The organism is Neorhizobium phenanthreniclasticum, from assembly GCF_040066075.1.
Taxonomy (GTDB): Bacteria; Pseudomonadota; Alphaproteobacteria; order Rhizobiales; family Rhizobiaceae; genus Neorhizobium; species Neorhizobium petrolearium.
The window spans coordinates 169,430-190,063 of sequence record NZ_JBEAAL010000015.1 but is presented as its reverse complement, the minus strand read 5'-3'; the positions used below and the strand labels follow the sequence as shown (position 1 = coordinate 190,063).

19 protein-coding genes and 1 tRNA gene are annotated in these 20,634 nt (G+C 60.6%); 8 read left to right on the top strand and 12 right to left on the bottom strand.

All coding sequences use genetic code 11. The features are described 5' to 3' along the window. Positions 1 to 50 precede the first annotated feature (50 nt). Positions 51 to 127: transfer RNA gene (locus ABK249_RS19375), tRNA-Met, on the top strand. 747 nt (positions 128 to 874) lie between these two features. After that, positions 875 to 1,012, top strand: coding sequence for a hypothetical protein (locus ABK249_RS19370; RefSeq protein WP_200883959.1), 138 nt, complete (start codon positions 875 to 877; stop codon positions 1,010 to 1,012). A 221-nt stretch (positions 1,013 to 1,233) separates the two neighbouring features. Here the strand turns inward: ABK249_RS19370 and ABK249_RS19365 are convergent, their stop codons facing one another. Beyond that, the gene (locus tag ABK249_RS19365; protein ID WP_037151957.1) at positions 1,234 to 1,584 is read right to left on the bottom strand and encodes an ethanolamine utilization protein; all 351 of its coding nucleotides are present in this window, start codon (positions 1,582 to 1,584) and stop codon (positions 1,234 to 1,236) included. Positions 1,585 to 1,716: 132 nt separating this feature from the next. Next, positions 1,717 to 2,553, bottom strand: coding sequence for an alpha/beta fold hydrolase (locus tag ABK249_RS19360; RefSeq protein WP_037152476.1), 837 nt, complete (start codon positions 2,551 to 2,553; stop codon positions 1,717 to 1,719). 888 nt (positions 2,554 to 3,441) lie between these two features. On the opposite strand from ABK249_RS19360, the gene ABK249_RS19355 reads away from it, so the two are divergent. After that, positions 3,442 to 5,205 (top strand): monovalent cation:proton antiporter-2 (CPA2) family protein, encoded by a 1,764-nt coding sequence (locus ABK249_RS19355; RefSeq protein ID WP_348863701.1) that lies wholly within the window; start codon positions 3,442 to 3,444, stop codon positions 5,203 to 5,205. A gap of 176 nt (positions 5,206 to 5,381) precedes the next feature. Beyond that, positions 5,382 to 6,338 carry a quinone oxidoreductase family protein gene (locus tag ABK249_RS19350; protein ID WP_037151962.1) on the top strand — a complete coding sequence of 319 codons (957 nt, stop codon included), beginning with the start codon at positions 5,382 to 5,384 and terminating at the stop codon, positions 6,336 to 6,338. 58 nt (positions 6,339 to 6,396) lie between these two features. Here ABK249_RS19350 and ABK249_RS19345 read toward each other — a convergent pair whose 3' ends face one another. Further along, a complete protein-coding gene (locus ABK249_RS19345; RefSeq protein WP_227704667.1) occupies positions 6,397 to 7,281 on the bottom strand; it encodes a LysR family transcriptional regulator in 885 nt (294 codons plus the stop codon). Between the two features lie 153 nt (positions 7,282 to 7,434). Between ABK249_RS19345 and ABK249_RS19340 the strand changes: the two genes are divergently transcribed. The 4 genes from ABK249_RS19340 (at position 7,435) to ABK249_RS19325 (ending at position 11,293) form a co-directional block, all read left to right on the top strand. Next, on the top strand, positions 7,435 to 8,094 hold the full coding sequence (locus ABK249_RS19340) for a hydrolase (protein ID WP_227704668.1): 660 nt from the start codon (positions 7,435 to 7,437) through the stop codon (positions 8,092 to 8,094). A gap of 180 nt (positions 8,095 to 8,274) precedes the next feature. Next, positions 8,275 to 9,306, top strand: coding sequence for an LLM class flavin-dependent oxidoreductase (locus tag ABK249_RS19335; RefSeq protein ID WP_348863700.1), 1,032 nt, complete (start codon positions 8,275 to 8,277; stop codon positions 9,304 to 9,306). 4 nt (positions 9,307 to 9,310) lie between these two features. Then, on the top strand, positions 9,311 to 10,201 hold the full coding sequence (locus tag ABK249_RS19330; protein ID WP_348863699.1) for a LysR family transcriptional regulator: 891 nt from the start codon (positions 9,311 to 9,313) through the stop codon (positions 10,199 to 10,201). Positions 10,202 to 10,357: 156 nt separating this feature from the next. Beyond that, positions 10,358 to 11,293, top strand: a complete 936-nt coding sequence (locus ABK249_RS19325; protein ID WP_348863698.1) for a pirin family protein — start codon at positions 10,358 to 10,360, stop codon at positions 11,291 to 11,293. Between the two features lie 77 nt (positions 11,294 to 11,370). On the opposite strand, the gene ABK249_RS19320 is transcribed toward ABK249_RS19325, so the two are convergent. The 9 genes from ABK249_RS19320 to ABK249_RS19280 all read right to left on the bottom strand — a co-directional run bounded on the left by ABK249_RS19320 (position 11,371) and on the right by ABK249_RS19280 (position 20,584). After that, entirely contained in the window at positions 11,371 to 12,051 is a 681-nt protein-coding gene (locus ABK249_RS19320; protein ID WP_348863697.1) for a glutathione S-transferase family protein, read from the bottom strand. 78 nt (positions 12,052 to 12,129) lie between these two features. Further along, positions 12,130 to 14,235, bottom strand: a complete 2,106-nt coding sequence (locus ABK249_RS19315; RefSeq protein WP_348863696.1) for a xanthine dehydrogenase family protein molybdopterin-binding subunit — start codon at positions 14,233 to 14,235, stop codon at positions 12,130 to 12,132. Next, entirely contained in the window at positions 14,235 to 14,714 is a 480-nt protein-coding gene (locus ABK249_RS19310) for a (2Fe-2S)-binding protein (RefSeq protein WP_348863695.1), read from the bottom strand. Before ABK249_RS19310 ends, ABK249_RS19315 begins: the two co-directional genes overlap by 1 nt. Before the next feature lie 107 nt (positions 14,715 to 14,821). Next, entirely contained in the window at positions 14,822 to 15,796 is a 975-nt protein-coding gene (locus ABK249_RS19305) for a Bug family tripartite tricarboxylate transporter substrate binding protein (RefSeq protein ID WP_348863694.1), read from the bottom strand. Positions 15,797 to 15,933: 137 nt separating this feature from the next. Then, entirely contained in the window at positions 15,934 to 16,557 is a 624-nt protein-coding gene (locus ABK249_RS19300; protein WP_348863693.1) for a nuclear transport factor 2 family protein, read from the bottom strand. An 86-nt stretch (positions 16,558 to 16,643) separates the two neighbouring features. Then, entirely contained in the window at positions 16,644 to 18,149 is a 1,506-nt protein-coding gene (locus ABK249_RS19295; RefSeq protein ID WP_348863692.1) for a tripartite tricarboxylate transporter permease, read from the bottom strand. Positions 18,150 to 18,167: 18 nt separating this feature from the next. Beyond that, a complete protein-coding gene (locus tag ABK249_RS19290) occupies positions 18,168 to 18,629 on the bottom strand; it encodes a tripartite tricarboxylate transporter TctB family protein (protein ID WP_348863691.1) in 462 nt (153 codons plus the stop codon). Between the two features lie 245 nt (positions 18,630 to 18,874). Further along, positions 18,875 to 19,636, bottom strand: coding sequence for an SDR family NAD(P)-dependent oxidoreductase (locus ABK249_RS19285; protein WP_348863690.1), 762 nt, complete (start codon positions 19,634 to 19,636; stop codon positions 18,875 to 18,877). 174 nt (positions 19,637 to 19,810) lie between these two features. Further along, entirely contained in the window at positions 19,811 to 20,584 is a 774-nt protein-coding gene (locus ABK249_RS19280; RefSeq protein WP_348863689.1) for an HpcH/HpaI aldolase family protein, read from the bottom strand. Positions 20,585 to 20,634 lie beyond the last annotated feature (50 nt).

Genomic DNA, 20,634 nt, shown 5'->3' with positions numbered 1-20,634 from the left:
CGCTTCGCGCTTACATCACCGCGATAAATCCCAAAGGGATTTACGCTTGGCGCGGGGTGGAGCAGCCCGGTAGCTCGTCAGGCTCATAACCTGAAGGCCGCAGGTTCAAATCCTGCCCCCGCAACCAGTTCAAACATAAATCTATAACCGCCTCTGTCTGACCAGGGGCGGTTTTGTCGTTTCCGGGATTGTTCTCACCAAGACAGCCACGACTGACGTTCCTAGCACAACTGCCAATGCCTGGATCGTCCCCGCTGGCCCGACTGCCCTACGCTATCGTTGAAGCGCGAAGCAGCGGCCCGCCAATCAAGTGATTGGCAGAGGCAATTGCATCGCTTGCCAAGTGCACCGAGATGTAAAACGTTCGCTTTACATCTCGTCATCATTGCTGAATGAGGCTCGTTATGCACGGATATGTGGCAACGGGAATGGACCGACCGACAGAGGCTTCGGACATGTCAAGCCGGGCACTCTACAAGCACGCCCGCAGCAAGGCGCAGCTCATGGTCGCCGCGCTGAACGAACGGCCCCTCGGTTCATGCGGCGCATCAATGTACAAAGCGTGGATTTTCTCTTCTCCGCGCCGGAAGACTGGATCCGCGTCGAAGGCGCTCGGGGATGCCTGTTTCTTCGCGCCCGGCCCGAGACCGGCGGCGAGACGCCGGGATCAACAAGGCCGTGAAGGCACATAAAACCGAGTTCAGCAGGCGGGTGCGCGAATCCTTGCGGCAGATATTGGTCGCGACAGTCCAGTCTTGGTTGAGCAGGTGATGATCCTTTTCGAAGGCGCAACCCACGCGGCGGTTTACATGAGTTCCCAAGCGGTTTCGGCCGCACGGACCGCGGCAGCACTTCTTGTTCAGGCGGCGCGGTCATGACTCCGACTGTCCGCATCGGCGCTACGGGCTTTGGCCTGATTGCCGTGTGTTATGGGTTCGCCCGTTTTGCGTTCGGCCTGTTTCTGCCGCAGATCGATGGCGAGTTCGACCTCGGCTCGACACTGAGCGGGTGATTTCCGGCGGCTCCTTCGCCGGCTATTGCGCCCGCAATCATCGCTTCGGCCGTAGTGACGGAAAAGGTCGGTGCGCGGGCTGTCGCTACCGGTGCAGCCATCGTGGCCGCCTTAGATTGTTCGGCATCAGAGAGTTTGGCAGGACGACATCCACAGTCCGATTGGTTTGAAAGCTGTCACCCGACGCGGTCTGCCCTCTTCCAAGCGTAACCGGTCGCCGATCACGCCTCTGGCTGCTGCCAATGAGGATAGGTCACATAGGCGGTGACGGCACCATCCTCGTGGGAGCGGATCATCACCCTGTCGCCTTTCTGCATGGCGATGATCTCTCCGGGACCTGCCGTCACCGATTTGTGGCCGTCGGAGACGGTGATCTTTCCTTCAAGGATCACCATTGTGTCGTGCACGGCCATAGTCTCTTCCAGGGTCTGGGCCGGCCCATAGCGCCCGAAACCGATGGTGACCGGCCCACCGTGACGCTGGTCGAGGAGGTTGCCGGTGAAGATGTCGCCATCCTGCCCTGGCGAGCGTTCGAGCGCTGCGTCGGCAATGGTGAACCTGTGAACGGTCATGGACTAGCTCCTTCGAAATTGGCTGCGGGAATTGAATGCGGCATGCCCCTCCGGACCCGGCGCCGCGGGGCCGGGGGGCGATGGCTCGACTGAACTGCGGGACAGAGCATGGCGCCCTGTCCCGCACGCGCGTTAGTTGGCGATGAACGACAAAATGTCCCAGTTCAGCACATCTGCATTGACCGTCAACATGCCGTGAGAATAACCGGGGTAGGTCTTCAGGGTTCCATTCGGCAGCAGTTTGACCGCCTTGGAGGCCGAGGCGGCGATCGGAACGATCTGGTCGTCCTCGCCGTGCAATACCAGCGTCGGTACGGAGATTGCCTTGAGGTCCTCGGTCTGGTCGGTTTCCGAGAAAGCCTTGATGCCATCGTAGTGGGCCTTGGCGCTACCCATCATGCCTTGCCGCCACCAGTTCTGGATGACGCCTTCATGGACCGTCGCACCGTCCCGGTTGAAACCGTAGAAGGGGCCCGCCGGAACGTCGCGGAAGAACTGGGCACGGTTGCTGGCCAGCGCCGACCGGAAGCTGTCGAAGACCTCCATCGGCGTGCCTTCGGGGTTGCTGTCGGTTTTCAGCATCAGCGGCGGAATCGCGGCGACGAGGATAGCCTTGGCCACCCGGCCGGCCGGTGCGCCATGCCGTGCCACATAGCGTGCGACCTCCCCACCACCGGTGGAATGGCCGATATGAACCGCGTTCCGCAGATCCAGCGCTTTTGCGACGGCAAAGGCGTCGGCTGCATAATGATTAATGTCGTGCCCCTCGGCAACCTGCTCCGATCGTCCGTGGCCGCGCCGGTCATGCGCGACGACGCGATAGCCCTTCGACAGGAAGAAAAGCATCTGCGCGTCCCAATCGTCGGAACTGAGCGGCCAACCATGGTGGAATACAATGGGCTGTGCATCCTTGGGACCCCAGTCCTTGTAGAAAATCTGAACGTTGTCGTCGGTCGTGACAAAGCCCATGGTGAGTTCTCCTTCTGACAGTTTGAGGATAACAGGTTCGTCGGCACGCGCGATGCCCGGCAGGAATGTGAAGCTTGCGACAAGTGCTGCGGCCGAGCTCAGGGCATCGCGGCGGCTGAGCGGCAGGTCTGGGGTAGAGATTGGAGGCATGGAGACGTTCCGTGGTTTAATCCAAAGGCGAAGGTTGCGATCACGCGCGGCGGCCTCGGCGACGGGCTCATATACGGATGTGCGGTTAGAAGGGTCGTGGGTGTGTCCATGGCTGACCTTGCAGTGTCTAGGTCTGCCGGCAGACATGCTCCCAAGTGTTGTCGGAAGACTTGATGGCATCTCGACAAGCGATGCGATAGTCCGCCATGACGGGAAGCTGTGTCGCCAAACGCGGAACACCGGACGGATTTGGCCTCACGCCTCCGAATCGGCAGATCATGCAGTCGGATCGCCGACATCGCTGTCTGGCCGTTCAGATCACCTGCCGCGACTGCGCACGTCCAGCGATCCTCTCGCGACTCCTGCCGCCCGGCAGATCACCGGGACGATCCTCACTGTGGACCGCGGAGCGCTTTCGTGAAAGCGCAATGCAATTGGTGGTCGCTCGATGATGGTCGGGCGAAGGTTGGCCGGTGCCCCAATCCTTGTGGAAAAGCCGGGTGCCGTAAATTAGGTCATCTCAACTCTTATCGTTGTACTCGCGACTTTGCGGAGTTGTATTGCTGAAGCCACGGGTTGTGTGTTCCGCTTCTTGCGACATAGTTTTGCGAATGTGGAGGCTATTCAGCCTCAAACTGCAACTATACCAAACGCGGTGAAGACACTGAATGGCGGGGCGTGGTCTATCTTTGGCCGGCGCCCGGCTGCTCAAGCATGTGAGATCGGAAGGGCGAATGCATGGCTGAAGCGAGCTTGGGGCAGACGATCGGGCCGGCGATCGTCCTGATGGGGGCGGCGGTTGTCGCGGTGCCCTTGTTTCGGCGGCTCGGCCTTGGGTCGGTTCTGGGCTATTTTGCTGCCGGCGTGCTTGTTGGTCCGTCGGTGATCGGATTGTTCACTGATGCCCTGTCCATTTTGCATTTCTCGGAACTCGGGGTGGTGATGTTCCTGTTCGTCATCGGACTGGAGTTGCGCCCATACAAGCTGTGGGCCATGCGTGGCCAGATCTTCGGACTGGGCCTCATGCAGGTGGCGGTGACAACCGCAGCCCTGACGCTGACGGGCATGCTGGTCTTTGGCCTTTCCGGCCCAGTGGCTTTCATTGCCGGGGCAGGTTTCGTCCTTTCCTCGACGGCCGTCATCATGTCGGTCCTCCAGGATCGCGGCGAGATTTCCGGCGCCGAGGGCCAGAAATCGGTCTCCATCCTCCTCTTCGAAGACCTGATGATCGTGCCGCTCCTGGCGGTGGTCGCCTTCTTGTCGCCTCTGTCCCAGGGACAGTCGGGATGGATGGACGTTTTGCTGGCGCTTGGCGCGTTGCTCGTTCTTTTGGGTGTATCAAGATGGGGCCTGAACCCGTTCTTCGCCCTGCTGGCGCGGGCGCGAACGCGCGAAGTGATGACGGCGGGTGCGCTGCTGGTCGTGCTTGGAGCAGCATTGCTGATGGCCGGCGCTGGGCTTTCCATGGCAATGGGCGCATTCCTTGCCGGGGTGATGCTGTCGAGCTCCAGCTACCGGCATCAGATCGAAAGCGACATCGAGCCGTTTCGCGGCCTGCTTATGGGCCTGTTCTTTATGGCCGTCGGCATGTCGCTCGACCTTTCCGTGGTTGCCGCGGAACGGTGGTTTCTGTTGTCCATGCTGTGCGCCTTCACCGTCGCAAAGGGCGTCGTGGTCTATGCGGTTGCACGTTCATTTGGCAGTTCCAGTCATCAGGCATTGCACCGCACCTCCATGTTCCTGCAGGGCGGCGAGTTCGCCTTCGTGCTCTACGCTGCCGCGACCACAGGCGGCGTGATTGATGCGCGCGAAAATGCACTGTTTACCACCGTCGTGATCTTCTCCATGGCCCTGACGCCGCTTCTCATGATTGCGGCAGACAGGCTGCTGCGAAGCGAGGCATCGATGGAGGGCGTTGAGGTGGCCCGGGATCTCAATGGACGTGTGCTCATTATCGGTTTCGGCCGCTTCGGACAGATCGCTTCGCAACTGCTGCTTTCCAAAGGTGTCAGTCTCTCGGTGATTGACATGAATCCCGACCGTATCCGCGAGGCGGGACGATTTGGGTTCAAGGTCTTTTTCGGTGACGGCACCCGGCTTGATACTCTGCGCCACTCCGGGGCTGGTTCCGCCGAGGCACTGATGATCTGCATCGACGACCCCAAAGCCGCAATACAGATCGCTGAACTGGCGCAGCATGAATTTCCGCAGGCAAAGATTCTGGTGCGCAGCTATGATCGCGGACATGCCGTGGATCTGATCCGCGCCGGCGTGGACTATCAGATCCGAGAGACGGTCGAATCCGCCTATCTGATGGGAGCGGAAGGCCTGCGAGCGTTGGGTTATGCCGAGCTTGATGTGGAGGAAGCTGCCGAAGATGTCCGTCAACGGGACAATGAGCGACTGTCCGAGCAGGTGCAAGGAGACGCCATGTCTGGACGGGATCGCCTGCACATTCGGCCCGTCCCCGAGCCGCTAAGCGGAGTCGCAGCGTCGAAATAGACAGCCTGATGCTGCGTCGCACCGGCCTGGCCTGGCAGGTGGCGACGCGGCCGCAGGCATTCCCTTTCCCTGCAACCCACGCGCGTAGACATACCTCGTGCTTGATGACGCGCGATGGATGGACGGTCCCGACGCATCAGGCGGGGCACGCTTCACTCTTCGCAAAGGAAATGCACATGAAAGCCGCGGTCTATAACAACCCTGGCCCTCCAGCGGTCCTGAGATATGTCGATGTGCCCGCTCCCGTCTGTGGGCCAGATGATGTCCTGATTGCTGTCGAGGCGATTTCGATCGAGGGTGGCGACCTTATCAACCGGCGATCGACACCACAGCAGTCCGACTGGGTCGTCGGCTATGCTGCGGCCGGAACCGTGGTGGCGATCGGTGAAAATGTTCGCGATCGGTCAGTCGGAGAAAGGGTGGCTGCCTTCGATATGCTGGGATCGCATGCGGAACTCTGGTCGGTGCCTGCCACGCGTACATGGCTGGTTCCGGATGGTCTGGAGATGGGCCAAGCCGCCGCGCTGCCCATTTCGTTCGGAACCGCATATCATTGTCTGATCACTCGAGGCGGCCTGCGTGAAGGTGAGACGATCCTGATCCAGGCTGCCGCCGGCGGTGTCGGTCTGGCCGCTATCCTACTGGCGCACGGGCTGGGTGCTACCGTGATCGCCGTAGCGAGCGGTGGCGAGCGACAGGCACGCCTGACTGCGCTGGGTGCGTCACATGTCCTCGACCGCCTGGAAAATGACGTGGTCAAAGAGGTTCTTCGGTTGACGGGCGGCGACGGGGTCGACCTCGTCATCGATCCAGTTGGCTCGACCTTGCAGGCCTCGCTATCCGCACTTGCTCCCGAGGGCCGCCTCGTGTTCGTCGGGAATGCCGGCGGCGGGGAGCTCAATGTCGAACTGTGGCAACCAATGCAGAATAATCAGACGCTTCACGGCGTCTTCATGGGGGCGCTGTTCGAGAGGCCTGCCGTGCATGGCACGGTTGACGAACTTCTCAGGGCAACGGCGGAAAAACGTCTGGAAGTCGTGATCGACCGGGTGTTTCCACTGCGCGATGCATCGAAGGCACATGAGTACGCAGAAACAGCTAAACCGTTGGGTCGCGTCGTGATGATACCGTGACCTTTGGCATATCGGCACTCGGTCTCATGTCTTCCGAAGACGGAGTAGAGCTGTAGCGCTATCTTGTCGACTCCGGGCCGTGGTTGAAACACTCGATCAGCATCTCGGTCAGCACCCGGACTTTTCTTGCAGGACGCTGCCCCGGCGGTCTGACTACATATATGCCGGCCGGAGGTGGCGGATGGTGTTTCATGACCGGAACCAACTCGCCTGAGGCCAGATAATCTTTTACAAGGTCGTCAGGGAGCGCGGCGATGCCCAAGCCGGCTACTGCAGCGACGGCGAGAGCGGCCCCGTTGTCGGCCTTGAAGCGCCCCTGCGGGCGAATGGTTATAATCTTGTCCCCATCCATCACCTGCCAGGTTTCCGTGCCTTGCATGAGAGCCTGATGGGTGACAAGCTCGTCCGGTGTCTCCGGCGCACCATGGATTTTGATGTAATCGGGGCTTGCGACGAAACTCCCATAGAGGGGACCGACGCGTCTTGCGATCAGGCTGGAGTCCTGAAGATTGCCAACGCGGATCGCGCAATCGTAGCCTTCTGCGATCAGATCCACGAAACGATCACTGTAACAGGTCTGGATCTGGAGATGAGGATGGCGGCGTGCCATTTGCGCAATCACCGCTGCGAAATGCGTAGGGCCAAAGGATAGCGGTGCGGCAAGCCGCAAGCGGCCGCGGAGCTCACCGGCCGGCAGGATGGTTTCCCTTGCCACATCGATTTCGGCTGAAATCCTCGCTGCGTAGTCGCGGAAGGTTGCGCCCGCCTCTGTCAGAGAAGCCCCGCGTGTGGATCGGGCCAGAAGTTGGACACCAAGCTCTGCTTCAAGCCGTACAAGCCGTCGGCTGACCATCGACTTGGAGATGCCAAGGCGTAGCGCGGCCGATGTGACGCCTCCCGCATCGGCAACTTCGACGAATGTCCGGAGATCTTCGATATCCATTCAGCGTTCCTCATTCTGCGACACAGCTTAGCACAGACAAGGACTACCGCATCACAAACAGGAATGACAAGTTTCGTCCCGCGGCAGCGCCTCGGAGGGCGCATGTCTTTTGAGCAAACGCGCTTCAATAAACCGCCAACATAGGATGAAACCATGACCTTTCGTAACGGCCTTGACTCACTTCTCCGCCCCGAAGATTCCGTCCTCGTCCTGATCGATCATCAGCCTTACCAACTGGCGAACCTGAACAGCCATGATCCTCATATGGTGGTCAACAACACGACCGCGCTGGCGAAGCTGGCAAAAGCCTTCAATGTTCCGACCATTCTGACCAGCGTGATCGCGGCGCGCGGTGGACTTCTCTTTAAGCAGATCACCGAAGTGTTCCCTGGCCAGGAAGTCATCGATCGCACCTGGGTGAACACCTGGCAGGACGAGAATGTGGTGAACGTCGTCAAGGCGACCGGCCGCAAGCAGTTGATCATCGCCGGCCTGTGGACCGAGGTCTGCGTCGCAATGCCTGTCATCCAGGCCGCCGGCGAAGGCTGGGACGTGACCGTGATCACCGACGCGTCGGGCGGGATTTCGAAGGAGTCTCACGAAGTTGCCATCCAGCGAATGATTGCGGCCGGCGCGAACGTGATGACCGTGATGGCGCTTGCTGGCGAATGGCAACGCGATTGGGCGCGCACAGAGCATGTCGAGGAGCTGACCGAGATTCTCATCCAGCACTTCGGCGGCAGCGGTATCGCATATCTTTGGGAGCAGCAGCTTCTCAACACGCCGGTGCCGACCACCCAAAGCGGGCACTAAAACCTAACGAGATGACGGGGTTCTCGATGAACGTGTCGCAAGAGTCCGGACGGTGCGTTGAACCTCGTTGTCTCTTTTTCATGACGGGTCGAAGTATCTGAAGCACCGGCTTGATTGTGCGCATGATGCATTTCCAGCGTCAGTCGCCGGCGTAGGCCGACAAATATCCAAGGACCAAAAATGGAAATCGGTATCGACAGTTTTGCAGCCATCATTCCGGATCCGGCCACAGGCAAGCTTCCTTCGGCGACCGAGCGTATGGCCGAACTCATCGAGGAGGTCGTCGTCGCGGACCGCGTCGGGCTCGATATCTTTGGCATAGGTGAGCATCATCGCGGCGAGTTTCTTGATTCCGCCCCAACTGTCATTCTGGCCGCGGCAGCCGCCCGGACCAGCCGGATCAGATTGACGAGCGCGGTGACCGTTTTGAGCGCCGCCGACCCGGTGCGGGTTTTTCAGGAGTTCGCAACTCTCGATCTGATTTCCAAAGGCCGTGCGGAAGTCGTTGTCGGCCGAGGTTCCTTCGTGGAAGCCTATCCGCTGTTCGGTCTGGACACACGCGACTATGACGACCTTTTTGCCGAAAAGCTTGACCTGTTTCTCAAGCTTGGCGAGACGACCAATATTACATGGGAAGGTCGCTTCCGTCCGGGCCTCAGAGGGCAAGGTGTTTTTCCGCGTCCCCATCAACCCCGGCTACCATTATGGATCGGAGTCGGCGGCACGCCGCAATCCTTCGCGCGCGCCGGAGCGCTTGGCCTGCCGCTGATGATCGCAATCATCGGCGGGAGTTTCGAGCGCTTCCGTCCGCTTGTCGATCTTTATCGCGAGGCGGGCAAGCGCGCGGGGCACATCCCCGAGACGCTCAAGGTCGGCGTCCACGCGATGGGATTCGTGGGCGAGACCAGCGCCGCAGCGAAGGACGCCTTCTTTCCAGGATGGGCGCACCTGACGACGAAGATCGGTCACGAACGCGGCTGGTCGCCGCCGACGCGCCAGCAGTTCGAAGCTATGGCAGGTGCGGAGGGCGCATTCCTGGTCGGTGACCCGAAGACCGTCGCAGCCAAGATGCTGCAGGCCAGCGAAGCGTTTGGCGGCGTTTCGCGCATCACCTTCCAGATGAGCACGGCCTCTCTCGATACGGCAGCGATGAAGAGATCGATCGAACTTCTTGGCACTGAGGTCGCGCCGATCATCCGGGAAACGCGGTAGCCGAATGGATATCGAAGATCTGCGGACCTTCGTCGAGGTCGCCGATGCCGGGGGCGTTTCTCCCGCAGCACGTCGATTGGGGATCTCCAAGTCGATGGTCAGTCGGCGTCTCATCCGGCTCGAGGGCGCGCTCGGCATCCAGCTTCTTGCACGAACGACCCGTGGCGCCGGTCTCACGGAAGCCGGGACGACGTTTCGGGAACATGCAGCGAGGGTCTGTGCGGAGATCGACATTGCGCGAGAAACGATACTGCCTGCCGGCGACCTTCGCGGGCGCCTGCGGGTGGCCCTTCCGCTCACATCAGGCCCGGTGCATTTTGCGCCCGTGCTTGCGGAGATGGCGCGCCACCACCCGCAGCTTCAGATCCACGCCGAATACAGTGATCGGTTCGTCGATCTGATCGCGGACGGCTTCGATTGTGCGATCCGGGTCGGCGCCCTCCGCGACTCGAACCTGATTGCAAGACGCGTTGGTCAGATCTACGGCAAGCTGGTGGCGAGCCCGAGCTATATCAGAATACATGGTTCGCCTGAAACACCGGACGAAATCGTCGTCCACCAAGCCTTGGTTGGTGCCGAAACGTGGCGGTTCATGGATGGTGAGAAGATCATCACTGTACAACCGCAAGGCCGCTTCAGGTCCGACAACGGCGCGGCGCTCGCCAGTGCAGCCGCCGCCGGGCTTGGTATTGCGTGGCTCCCCGATTGTGTCACTTGTGAGTATCTTGCCTCCGGCGCGCTCGTTCCAATCATGACCCGCTATCCGCTGCCGGTGGGTGGGGTCTACGTCGTGCGGCCGCCCAGCCCGCACCCGTCGCGAAAGGTGCGTATCCTCTCCGAGTTCCTGGTCGAATCGTTCGAAAGAAATCCTCATTTGTGGGGCGCAGGGAGTTGATGCTTTCGACTGCACGTCCCGCTTTTTGCGACACAGCTCTCCGCGCCGTGCAGCTAGTCGTAATCGCGCTCACCTGTTAGTCACTTGGACCATCCAAAGGCTCCTGCGCTCTACGCGGGTGGGGGATCGCCAGGCGAAGAGGAGAGGTGAACGCGTATGAGTTGGAACCCTGCAATCGAACCAGGCTGTCCTGACGAGGTCGGCATCGACGCCATCGAAACGCTCATCGTTCCGCGCTCCCGCGATCTTGGCGGCTTTGAGGTTCGGCGCGCTTTGCCGGCGCCAAAACGGCAAATGGTTGGACCATTCATCTTCTTCGACCAGGCGGGACCGGCCGAGCTTCTGACCGGGCAAGGCGTCGATGTCAGGCCGCACCCGCATATTGGTCTGGGGACCGTTACGTACCTTTTTCGCGGTGATTTTCATCACCGCGACAGCACCGGCGCGGACCAGATCATCCGCCCCGGCGAGTTGAACTGGATGATTGCCGGGCGCGGTGTGACCCATTCGGAGCGGACCACGGCGGCGGCGCGAAGCGGCCCGAACAGCTTGTTCGGGATTCAGACCTGGGTGGCCTTGCCCGAAAGCCACGAGGATATGGCGCCCGTATTCGAACATCATGGCAAGGAGGCGCTGCAGACAATCGAGGACAATGGGGTCTCGGTTCGGCTTATCCTTGGAAACGCGTATGGCAAGCGTGCGCCTGCCACGATGCTGTCCGAGACATTTTATGCCGACGTAACGCTTGAAGCGGGAAGCCGATTGCCAATGCCGGACGACCATGAAGACCGGGGCAGCTACATCGTCGAAGGCACGATCTCGATAGCCGGTCAGGAGTACGAAGCGCCTCAGATGATGGTCTTCCGTCCAGGCGACAAGATTACGGTCGCGGCTGGCGAGAGAGGCGCGCGGCTGATGATCCTGGGCGGTGCGACACTCGCCGGACCCCGATATATCTGGTGGAACTTCGTTGCCTCGTCGCAGGAGCGTATCGAAGCCGCAAAGGCCGAGTGGCGCGCCGAAAACTGGGGCAAGGGCCGCTTCGATCTTCCGGTCGACGACCGGAATGAGCACATCCCGCTTCCAGAGTGATGAGGGCGGCCTTTCATCGGATGACAAATTGCAGAAGATTGCCCCCGTTATCGAGTGCATGAGACGAGAAGGCGCGTTTATTTAAAGTGAGGATTGTTCTCCCGCTCCAGCACAGATCTTACGGCTGGTCGCTCGAGCATCTGGTTCGTGTGTCTCGTGAAATCCTTCAGCGTGTCCATCGGCAGCCCGTTGGTCCTGCCCCAGCCGTAGAAGACAAGTGCGTAGGGGTCCACCACCGTGTACCGGTTCCCCATGATCCACGTGTTGCCGGCGATAAGGCTGTCGATTTCCTGCATGCTCTCCCAATAGGATGATGCCGCCTTGGCGCGAATGTCCTCATACGCCTCTTCACGATCGGCGAAGCGGTAAGGCCGGAACTTCGCGCGCTGGAAGATATGAGGGGTGTTCGAGAACCAGGCCATCTGTGCGATGCACTGCATTTGCTCGACGATATTGGTCGGAAACATGCCGGTTTCCGGATTGGTCAAGCCTATATATGTCAAGATGGCAGTGTTTTCCGTGATCACCCGGCCGTCCTGCGCGACAAGCGCCGGCACTTTGCCGCGAGGGTTGACGGCAAGGTATTCCGGCGTGAGGTGCTGGTTCTTCGACAGAAGCGTTTCCACGGGTCTGAATGGCTTGCCCGTTTCCTCCAACGCGATGTGTGGGGCCAGCGAACAGGCGCCTGGACTATGGAACAGGATCAACTCGCCCGTCAGTTCCGAAGTCTTACCCGAAACCGCAAGTCCATCAGTCATCTTGAACTCCCCCTGTTATTCGCTCGAGGAAGCATTCTGGGATGCCCCAAGAGCCATCTACCGTGCCGCTCGCGCGATTCATGCCATCAGGGCAGTCATGATCCGGTCTCGCGTCATCGGCATATCATGGATGCGGGTGCCAAGCGCATGGGCAACCGCATTGCCAATCGCGGCGGCAGTCGGTCCGCCGGCGCATTCGCCGACGCCGAGCGGCGGGTGCTCTCCGGCCTCGACAAGCTCAACGCTGATTTCAGGCATGTCCGAAAACCGGATGACCGGATAGCTTTCCCAGTCAAGGCTTGCGATACCCTGCGGGCCGAAGCGGACTTCTTCCATCAATGCCCAGCTGATGGCCTGGACAATGTTGCCCTCGATCTGGTTGACGAGTCCGTCGGGATTGATGACGAGGCCTGCATCCACGGCGCACCAGACGTTGGTGACGCGCACTGCTTCGTCAACCTGGACCGAGGCGACGACGGCAGCGTAGGCCGAAGAATTCTTGTAGCGGGCCAACCCAAGGCCCAGCCCGCTTCCGGCGCCGCCGGCGTCACGTGACGACCAGTCCGCCATAGCTGCGGCTTTTTCCAGAACACGGCGGGCGCGCGGGTCGGAAAGAATGGCCAGTCGATAGGAGAGGGGGTCCTCGCCTGTGCGTACTGCCAGATCATCAAGAAGGCCCTCGATGGCGAAAACGTTCAAAGTCGCCCCCAGGCCTCGCAGCGACGAGGTCCGCACCGGCACGTCATGGATCAGATGCAGGTCTATCCGTTTGGCATCCATGTCGTAGAGCGGAATGCTGTTGCGGGTGGCGCCGCCGCCACGTTCCAGGGGGATATCGAAAGGCCTGCGTTCCGGCGGCGGCTCCTTCAACGCATCGGCTGCGAGCAGATAGGCTCCCCCCACGCCGGGGCGCTGGCCATGGGTGGCACTCCAGATTTCTGTCGTCCAGTCGACGGGACGGCCCGCCGGGTCGAGCGCCGCATGTACGGTAACCGCCATGGCGGAGGAGAGCGGTTCGTAGCCAAACTCCTCTTCGCGCCGCCACATGAGGCGGATCGGCTGGCCGGGAAGCGCAAGGGCCACGAGAGCGGCATCCAGCGCTGCGTCATCCGCGCCGTTATGCCCATAGCAGCCGGCGCCCTGCATATGGTGGCACGCGACCTTGTCGAGAGACAGGCCGACGGTCTTTGCGATGTTTTCCCGCAACGGATGCATGCCCTGGGCATGCGACCAGACGGTCAGTATGTCATCGCGGTAAAGTGCAATTGCGCAGGAGGGGGCGATGGAGCCGTGAGACAGGAAGGGGCGAGTGAAGCGCGCGGAGACGCGGTCTGGCGCCGGCTCGGGGAGCGGATCTCCAATAAGCTGGTCAATTGAAGGCTGCGATGCGACCCAGTCGGGCATCGCCTGTTCGGGGTTTAAGGCTCGGGTATTTTCCCAGACGGCATACTCTGCCGCGGCCATGGCCGCAGTGCGGACGGCCGTTTCGTCGACACCGACAAAGGCCACGAAGTTGTCGATGCGCACAATCTGGACATCGGCTCCGGCCCTGCGTCGGATAGCATCTTCATCCAGGCCGATCAGGGTCGCTTCGCGGCCGGGCTGGCGCAAGGTGCGGGCGTGCAGCATTCCGGGTAGCGCCATATCCTGGATGAAGCCGGACCCGGTCAGCTTGGCTCGCAAGTCGATCCGCGGCACCGAGGTGCCGACAAGGCGGTAAGTGCTCCTGGGTTTCGGCGGAACCGCGCCCGTGGCTTCGGCGGAGAGGTCGATCTCGCCGGCGATGCTCCAGTAATCGATGTCGCTCGGTGCGCCATTCCTCAGGAAAGCGCCTTCAACGATCATCAGCTCGTCGGGGGCTGCATTCAGGCGCAGGGCGGCGCGCGCCAAAGCGAGCGCACGGACCTCGGCCGCGACGAGACGAATTGCGGCGCCGGAATGTTCGATCGACCAACTCGATGCGGTATAGCCTTCGGCGGGGCCTTCTATACTGTTGCCCGACATCATCCGTATCTGGCCGATGTCGAGGTCCAGTTCCTCGGCCGCGATCTGGGCAAGCGCCGTCAGCACGCCCTGGCCCAGTTCGACCTTGCCGGTGCCTATCCGCACGGTGCGGTCATCCTGGAAACGAAGCCAGCGGTTGAGCCGTGGGTTGTCCTTGAGACTGAAGGTGAGCCCGGTCATCAAGCCACCTTCGGGTGCATCTTTGCCGCAGCCTTGAGCACGGCACGCAGGATGCGGGGATGCGATCCGCAGCGGCAGAGGTTTGCATCCAGCGCAGCGGCGACCTCGGACCGGGTCGGCTGGGAGTTTTGGTCGAGAAAGGCCTTTGCCGCGATAAGCATGCCTGACAGGCAATAGCCGCATTGTCCCGCCTGTTCGTCGAGGAAGGCCTGCTGAAGCGGATGCAACGCCGCCGCCGAGCCCAGACCTTCGACCGTCGTGACGGCGCGGCCGGCGAGCGTGCCGACTTCGCGACTGCAGGAATAGGTGGCCCTGCCATCGATCAGCACCATGCACGCGCCGCACTGCTCCAAGCCGCAGCCATAGCGGCTTCCTTTCAGCCCCAGATGGTTGCGCAGCACGTCGAGCAGCGGCGTTGTCAGCGGCACGTCGACGTCATGATCTTGGCCATTGACGGTCAGGGTTAGAGCTTTGCTCATGCGATGCAGTCTTTCCTATACCGTATGCAGAAAAAGGCGGCCGGACCCCGAGCCGGACATCCGGCTTCCCCGTTCCGGCCGCCTTCTGCCGCTCAATCAAGTCGCAATCAGCTCGGTTGAACAAGTCCCGCCTCGACCAGCGGTCTGATCGACTCGATTTCGCGCTCGATCGAGCCACGCATCTCCTCGGGTGAATTTACAACGGGAGTGAGGCCGAGCGATGTCAGCTTTTCCTTTGCTGCGGGCGTTTCGCTCCACTCCTTGATGGCCTGGTGAATGGCGGTCACGATCTCCGGGGACATGCCCTTCGGACCGACGGCGCCGAACCAGAGGGCCTGATTGTAGCCGTCAAGACCCTGTTCCGCGACGGTCTGCACCTCAGGTATCTCGCCGATGCGTTTTGCCGACGTCACGGCAACCCCATGGATTTTTCCACCCTTGATGTGCGGAAGGTAATTCGACGGGGCATCGATCGCGAAGTCGATATGTCCTCCCAGCAGATCGGCCAGCAGCGGCGGCGACCCCTTATAGGGGATGTGGTTGATTTCCACGCCGGTCTGGAGACTGATGATCGCAGCACAGATATGGCCCTTGGTCCCCGCGCCAGGATTTCCGATATTGACCTTTCCAGGGTTGGCTTTCGCATAGGAGATCAGTTCCTGAAGCGACTTCGCGGGCGCATTGGCGCTCGCGGTGAGCAGTGCAGGGCTTTCCGCGACGACGGTAATCGGGGTGAAGTCAACCTGCGGATCGTAGGCAAGGTTCGCCTGCACCACCTTGTTGGCGGCAATCGGCGCGCTGCCGCTGACAAGGATTGTGTAGCCGTCCGGCGCCGAGCGTGCGAGTTTGCCGCCTGCGAGTGCGCCAGCCGCGCCGGCCACGTTCGCGATGACGAACTGCTGACCGAACTTTGCCGTCAGGAGATCGGCCACAAGACGGGCGACGATGTCGCTTGTGCCACCCGGAGGGTAGGCCGAGATTACCATGACCGATTTGCTCGGCCATTTATCAGCCAGCGCGATTTTGCTGGAAGCCAGCACGGCGGCTGTTCCCCCGAGCACGATAAATTCACGTCTGTTCATCCTCACTCCTCCTCCCGCTCGTTTTTGATCGAGCTTCATTCTGACAAGACTTAGCCTGTCCGGTCTCTCCAAAGAACTGCTGACTATGGTCATTCCGCCTCTTGAAACGGTAGCACCTTCATATGCACGAACGGCTGTCAGTCCTCCCCCGCGAGCCATAGTTCTTCCCGCGCGTGAAATGCGGCGAGCTGATCCGGTCGATCGTCACCCAGCAAGTCGGGGTTAACCTTCACCCCTCGCGTGTACTGGATATATGCCAGGAACTTGTAAGATGGCCGCATCGTCGACAGGAGCATCCAGTCAACAGGAAGCGCTTCGGATGGGTTGACGAGCTTCATGACGTCCCTCTCGAACAGAACCTCGAAGCTGAATAGCTTCCAGGTCCCGGATTCCCGTACGGCGCGCGAGAAGAATCGGCAGAAGACGTGAAAATCAACCTCGACGCCGCTCATCGTCGCACGGTTGAAGATCATCGCCGGGCTTTCCACCGTTGCCCGATCACCGGCCACTTGGGCGAACGCAGGAAACACCCAGTGCTTGCTGTTGCCCGTCGTGCTCATCCATTTGCGGGTGGCGTCCACATACGCCTCACCTCCGCGTCCGTCATACCAGCTCGTGCGGACATAGGCGTCGCGATGGAAGCACGCGCTCATGACGTCAAAACGGCGTTGATCGCGTGCAAAGCGCTCACGGCGCACGAGATCGAAGAGTTCTTCGCGATCAAGAAGGGCCTGAAGGCGACTGTTGCTGTCCTGCTGCATGGGTTGCTCCTGGGGCTGGGTTCGTGCGTCGGTCAATGGCTGGGCTCCGCCGATGAGAAAAGTGCCGGAGAACTGAAGACCGTCTGTCAGTCGGCTTCCTGCAACCCTTCCTCACGCACTTTTCGGAAGCGTGGGGACACGATCGACAGGAGCAGGAGGGCAGCGACGGTCAGCGTCCCGAGACTCACGGGGCTTGTGAAGAAGACGCTTGCGTCCCCATGGGAGATCAAAAGTGCCCGACGCAGATATTCCTCGGCCATCGGGCCCAGGATCATGGCCAGGATCAGAGGCGCGGGTTCTGCTCCTGTTTTCTTGAAGAAGTATCCCAGCACGCCGAACAAGGCCATCATGTATACGTCGAAGACGCTGTTGTTGATGCTGTAAACGCCGATTGCGATGAAGACGCAGATCGTCGGAAACAGGAAATGGTAGGGTACCGAGATCAGCTTTGCCCACAAGCCGACCAGCGGAAGGTTCAGGAACAGCAGCATCAGGTTGCCGAACCACATGGACACGACAAGGCCCCAGAACAGTGCCGGCTGTTGAGAGAGGATATCGGGACCCGGCTGGACGCCCTGAACGACCAGTGCTCCGATCATCAGGGCCATGGTCGCCGTTCCGGGAAGCCCGAGCGTCAGCATCGGAATGAAACAGGTCTGCGCCGCGGCGTTGTTCGCCGCCTCGGGTGCCGCGACACCTTCGATCGCGCCTCTACCGAATTCCTCCGGGCGATGCGAGATCTTCTTCTCCAGCGCATAGGCCGAGAAGGATGCAAGCAAGACGCCGGCGCCCGGCAACACGCCCAGCAGCACCCCGATGCCGGTGCCGCGCAAGATCGGCATGGACATCCGGCGCCAGTCCTCGCGGGTCGGGAACAAGCTGGTGACGTGCGTCACGCTGGCAATCCGTTTGTGTTCATTCTCCAGGTTCGCGAGAACGTCGCCGAGGCCGAATATGCCCGTGGCGACGATGACGAAATCCAGCCCGTCGAGCAGATAAGGCGTGCCAAATGTATAGCGCGCCGCACCTGAATTGACGTCGGTTCCTATCAGGCCGAGAATGACGCCGAACAGCGCCATGCCGAAAGCCGTCAGCAACGATCCGCTGGCCAGCACCATAGAGGTGATGAGGCCGAGCACGATAAGCGAGAAATACTCCGCAGGACCGAAGGTAAGGGCAAGGCTTGCCAGCAGAGGTGCCGAAATCACGATAAAAAGTGTGCCCACGGTGCCGGCGAAGAAACTGCCGATCGCGGCGGCTGCCAATGCGCGCCCGGCCTTGCCCTGCTTGGCCATTTCATGGCCGTCAAGTGTCGTGACAACGGACGAGGCCTCCCCAGGGAGGTTCATCAGAATGGCCGTCGTGGAGCCTCCGTATTGCGAGCCATAGAAGATGCCCGCGAGCATGATCAGCGCCGTATCCACCGGCAGTCCGAACGTAAAGGGCAGGAGCATCGAAATAGTGGCGATCGGCCCCAGGCCGGGCAGAACGCCGACTGCGGTGCCGAGAAGTACGCCGAAAAAACAATAGGCGAAGTTCGATAGCGTGGTTGCAGTCGAAAGGCCCAGAAGAAGTCCGTTGAATATATCCATGTCAAACCCGTGAACCGACTAGAAACCAAGACCCTGCAGCCAGTTCCCGATGATTGGTATGGGGAGGCCGAGCAGTTCGACGAAGACAACGGAGCAGAGTCCCGCAAAGACGAGAGAACCTGCGAAGGCTTTCCAATCGAGCCGGAATTTGACGCTCGCCGCAGCGCTCAAGATCACCAGCAGGAGGACGGCAAGCGGCAGCCCGAGTTTCTCCATCATCAGGCCGAAAATCAGGATCGTGACCGGCACGAGAACGAGCGGCCTCCACCGGATCGTCGGTATCGACCCGGATCCGGCCAACCGCGCGCGAAAGAGAACGAGAAGGCCTGTAAACAAGAGCAAGCTCGAGACGATGATTGGAAAATAGCCGGGTCCCATCCGACTGGAGGTGCCGAAGGGATAGCTGCACGCGATCCATGCCGACACGGCACCGATGACTGAAAAAAAGAGTCCAAGCAAAACGTCTTGGCTTAGCTTCATCTGAGGTCCTCCCGACACCATAAGAAGAAGTGATCATTCTATCACAACTCGGCGTCAGAAGATTCGCTCGGCAAGCGGCCGAATGCTCGTAAGAAACGTCGCAAGTTGTCCATGTTACTATCAATTCAGGACTGCTGTATGCTGGCAACCTGGTAAATGAGTATGTTTCGTCAGACGAAGAGCAAGGTGCGAAGCTGCGGCTGGAGCTTGATCCGAACGACGTGAGAGATTGCGTCTTTCAATTGCTAGAGGTGACGGCCCTCGTCCACCGGAACGACGATCCCGGTCGAACTGGTGAGGTTGACGATACAGGCGATCACCGCCCGTGCGACGTCGTCGGGGGTCGTGACTTTTCCGAGAGGAAGTCTTTCTGCGGTTTTCTGCAGTTGGTCACGGGTACGATGCGGAACGAAATCCGTATCGACACCGGCGGGTGAAACGGAGAAGACACGGATTTTCGGTGCCAGCACCTTGGCAAGTGCGATGGTGAGCGCATCCAGCCCGCCTTTTGCCGCGACATAGGCAAGGCTGCTTCCGATACCTGTCCGCGCGGCAATGGAGGAAATGTTGACGATGACCGCACTGTCTCTGCGTTCAAGCAGCGGCCGGAAAGCGCGAACCATGGCAAAGGGGCCTCTCAAATTTATCGCGACTGCACGGTCGAAAATTTCATCGGTCAGAGCATCGAGATCATTGGCGGCGACGGGTGTTGTCGCACCGCCGCAATTGATTAGGGCATCGAGACCGTCGAACCGTTCACGGACCACGGCGGCGGCATCGGCGACGGAGGTTGCGTCATCGATGGCGATACGTATGGCGAAATGCCCGCTGCCTTGAAGCGCGCCCACGACCTCATCCGCCATCTCGCGGCGGCTGTTATAGCCGACCACGATGGTTGTACCCACGCTGGCGAGGCGCGCGGCAATCGCCCGTCCGATCCCGCTGTTTCCACCGGTGACGAGGGCCACTTTCGGGATCGTCAACTCCGGAATTTCGATGGCAGTCATGTTTCTCCCCGACAGACTTCCCGCATTTCCGCGGCAACCGAAGCCTTCAACAGTTTGATGTGATTATATGGTTCCACGCCAGCGGTTTCTCTTGCACACGATCATGTCAGCAAATCTGACGGATCGCCGCCGTCAAGCCCCGCCGGTTCAGTGCGTAAGCGACCGCTGACTTTCTCAGTCGGAATAATCCGCGAGCGTTGCGCTTGCCGCCGAGCGGATGAAGCCGTGGTCGCTGGACAGCAGCAAAGCCGAGGCGCCGAGTTCCTTTGCGAAGGCAAGATCGGCCTTGCTGGTAGGCAGCATCAGCAGCGGGACGTTGGCCTTTTGGGCCGCAGCGGCGACCGTACTGCTGATTTCGGCGACCTTGGCCTGTGCCTGTGGGTCGTCGCCAAAGGATGCGGTCAGGTCGCCCCGGCCGATGAACAGGGCGTCGATACCATCCACCGCGGCAATCTCCTCGGCGCGATCGACCGCTTCGACATCCTCGATCATGGCGATGCAGGCAATTTGGCGGTCCTGCTGAGTCATATGGCGGATGCCGCCAACGCTGCCCCACATGCCGGCCCGAGTCAGTCCCGCAAAACCGCGATTGCCGCCCGCATAACGGCAACTGCGGGCTATTGCCTGTGCTTTTTCCACGGTGGTCACGTGGGGAACCATGATGCCCATCGCGCCGCAGTCGAGCGCGGACAGAATGTTCGCATCCGTGAATTCGCCGACACGGACCAGAGGTGCGATGTTGGAGGCCCTGGCGGCGAAAATCATAAGGTCCGTGATGTTGCGATCGAGCGGCGCATGCTCCTGATCGATGACGACAAAATCGTATCCGATCGTTCCGAGAATCTCGATGACCTGCGTCGTCGGGAGCTTGAGGAATGTGCCGAACATTCGCTGGCGCGTCAGTAATCGTTCGCGGAATGTCGTGAAGTCGGGACGCTGTTCTGTCATATGGCTGCCTTTCGTTAGCCGTTCCTAGCGGCTCCTTCGCAGAGCACGAA